This window comes from Bifidobacterium sp. POST2/T3 (B1), from assembly GCF_058197115.1.
The window spans coordinates 1-2,792 of sequence record NZ_JBVPQK010000344.1 but is presented as its reverse complement, the minus strand read 5'-3'; the positions used below and the strand labels follow the sequence as shown (position 1 = coordinate 2,792).

The 2,792-nt window shown below is 60.4% G+C and carries 2 protein-coding genes and 1 tRNA gene; 1 reads left to right on the top strand and 2 read right to left on the bottom strand.

Annotation, left to right across the window (positions count from 1 at the left end; all coding sequences use genetic code 11):
• Positions 1-53: 53 nt before the first annotated feature.
• Positions 54-1,484, bottom strand: coding sequence for a UTP--glucose-1-phosphate uridylyltransferase (locus AC0AP0_RS11365; RefSeq protein ID WP_490430546.1), 1,431 nt, complete (start codon positions 1,482-1,484; stop codon positions 54-56).
• 178 nt (positions 1,485-1,662) lie between these two features.
• Here AC0AP0_RS11365 and AC0AP0_RS11360 point away from each other — a divergent pair.
• A tRNA-Pro gene (locus AC0AP0_RS11360) sits at positions 1,663-1,739 on the top strand.
• 234 nt (positions 1,740-1,973) lie between these two features.
• Here AC0AP0_RS11360 and AC0AP0_RS11355 read toward each other — a convergent pair.
• Positions 1,974-2,792: ATP-binding cassette domain-containing protein (locus AC0AP0_RS11355; protein WP_490430545.1), on the bottom strand; the 819-nt coding region annotated here is incomplete at its 5' end.

Here is a 2,792-nt window from a genome sequence, read left to right as displayed (position 1 = left end):
ACACCCAAATACGGTACCTTTTCTTGACAGGCTGAACCCTGCTGAGACTGGCCTTAGACCCACTCGTCCGGTTCGATGCCCTGAGGTCCCACATACTGACCATTGGGCACGTATGAGGAGCGCCCCTGGTCGCTCAGGTGGGCGTCTGCATACAAGGTCACATCCCTGCCGAAGGTCCAGTCCCCCTCGATGGTGACCGAGTTGGCAGCCGCCAGGCTGGGAACCCCGTAGGGGAAGCGCTCGTCGAAGTCGGCGATGTACTTGTAGTAGCGTTCATCCAGCTGGACGTTGGGGAAATCGTAGTTGCCGTCCTCCATCTCATAGGAGTCGGTCAGATGGAAGCGGTCGGAGCGCATGATGAACAGGTCGTCGGTGGTCTTGACCGGCAGGAAGCGCATACGATCCACCTGCACACAGATGGCCCCCTCGAAGAGCGTGGCGGCAGAGCCCATGGCGGTCTCCAGCTGCACCACGGGGCGGGTGGAAGGATCGGTGGGGTCGACGGTCTTCCGGTTCTCGATGATGGGCAGAGGCAGCACTCCGTCGTATTCAGTCAGCTTGTCGCGCAGGGCATCGACCCTGACCCAGATGCTGTTGGTGTTGAAGTAGGGGTGCTTGCGGATGGACATGGCCGAGCTGCGGTCATGCGGGTCCACCTGGGACATCTCCCGCAGGATGGGGCGTCCGCTGGCCTTGTCGATGACGATGTGGCCGCCCTTGCGATCAGCCTCGGTCCGCTTGGCCACCTCGATCATGAAGGGCGCTCCGGATTGGGCGAAATAGCCGGCCAGGGTCCTTGAAGGCCGGGCGCCCAGATTGTCGGAGTTGGAGATGAACAGGTAGTCGATCCCCTGCTCCTTGAGTGTGTCCAGCAGGCCGGTCTCCCAGATGGTCGAGAAGATGTCGCCGTGGCCGGGAGGGCACCATTCCAGGTCGGGCTTGGCCGGGAAGTCGACCGGACGGCCGGTGTCAGCGTCGATCTTGGGCTCGATGTGCTGAATGATCTCCATAGGCACGCCGTTCTGGACGAAGCGACGGTCCTGCTTGACAACGCGCATAGTGTCTCGCGAGGTGCGGAAGGAGTTCATGAAGATCAGCGGCAGGGGCACCCCTAGGCGCTTGCGGGCTGTCAGCACCTGGCCCATGATGATGTCTAGGAAGCGCATCCGGCGGGCCTTGTGGCGACGGATGGGCAGCAGGGACTTGGCCTTTTCCAAGCCCATGGAGGTGCCCAGGCCACCGTTGAGTTTGATGAAGGCGGTGCGGGAGAATGCATCCAGGGCCATATCCATGTCCATGGTGTCGTGGATGTCTTTGGTGCGGGGCACGTCCTTGAGCGGGACGACGTCCTTCTCACGCACGCAGGCCTTGGCATCTCCCCGTTGCCAGGTTTCGTAAAGGTGCCTGAACTGGTTGATGGAGACTTCGCTCATGCCCTTGTCGCGCATCTTTGCGGCCGAAAGGTCGAAAACGTCTGTGCTCATGGAACCCCTTCCGGGCTGGAACGACTCGCGGCCGACGCGGGGTGCGCCGACCGTCCAGAATCATGATAGCAAGTCGATCATGTGCCCGGTCTGTCCGGACTGGTCTGCCGGGACTCGCCGGACCGTTGTCGGCCCGGTGACGCTGTGCTACTATCTCTACTCGGTGCTGATGCACCGTCGGGCCGTAGCGCAGTTTGGTAGCGCACTTGACTGGGGGTCAAGGGGTCGCGGGTTCAAATCCCGCCGGCCCGACCAAATAGCAATGATTCCAAGGTCTTAGGCCTTGGAATTTTTTATTACCTGTATTCCCGGCTCCGGGCACATATTTGACATATCACTGATTCTTCTCGTTTCTTCGCTCTTTTAGCTGCACTGCACTGTGGCGGATTGGGGCGACATGTTCATATGGAGGTCGCATGGCGACTGGCATATCATTAACTCGCATCCCCTAACCCGCACACTAATATCAGGCTGATGGGTGTCCTGGAATCATTCGACTTCCCAGTGGATTGAGCTTACAGCTTCCAGGAGGCCTTCATCGTGGGAGACGACCACCAGGGCTCCGTGGTGGGGTGCCAGCACCTCGGCCAGAGCGGCCTGGGAGCGAAGGTCTAGATGATTGGTCGGTTCGTCCAGGATCAGTAGCTGGGGATGCTCTAAGAATCCCAGGCACAGCAATAGTTTGCGGCCCTCGCCCGCAGAGAGTTCGTGACCGGCCAGAAGATCTTCTGGGTCAGCGTTTAGCTGGGCGTAAGCCGACATCAGTTTCTTTTTCTGAGTCCCCGGCAGCGCGACCGCGTCCTCCAAGGCCTTGTGTATTCGTGCCGAGCCAATGATCTGAGGCAGGATCAGGCGGGGCAGATCCGTGGGCAGACGGGCGGCAAGCAGCTCGAGCAAGGTGGACTTACCACGTCCATTCAGACCACTGATGCCGATGTGGTCTTTCGGCCCGATGCTGATGGTTTTTAGAGCTGGCCCATGCTGGCTGTCTTCCCCGCTGTCTGTAGCTGCAATCCCGCGCAGATACAGGTGGAAGTCTTCGACGCCATGTCTTTCCATCCAGCCACGTAGGTCGCCGCCATCAACCCGGGTCAATTCACGTTTGTGGCTGGCTTCGGCCTGCAGGCTCATGCTCCAGTTATAGCGTTTAGCGGCAGTCTGTAGGTCGGCGTTCTTTCTGCTGGTCGCGGCGATGCGCGCGTCAGCCTGCCGATAGCCGCGGGCAACTGCTGTTCCCGAGGCCCCGGGTTTAGCCAGTTTGTGAGTGTTCCGGGCGTCGTGGTCGTGTGGGTCGATTCGGCCTCCCTG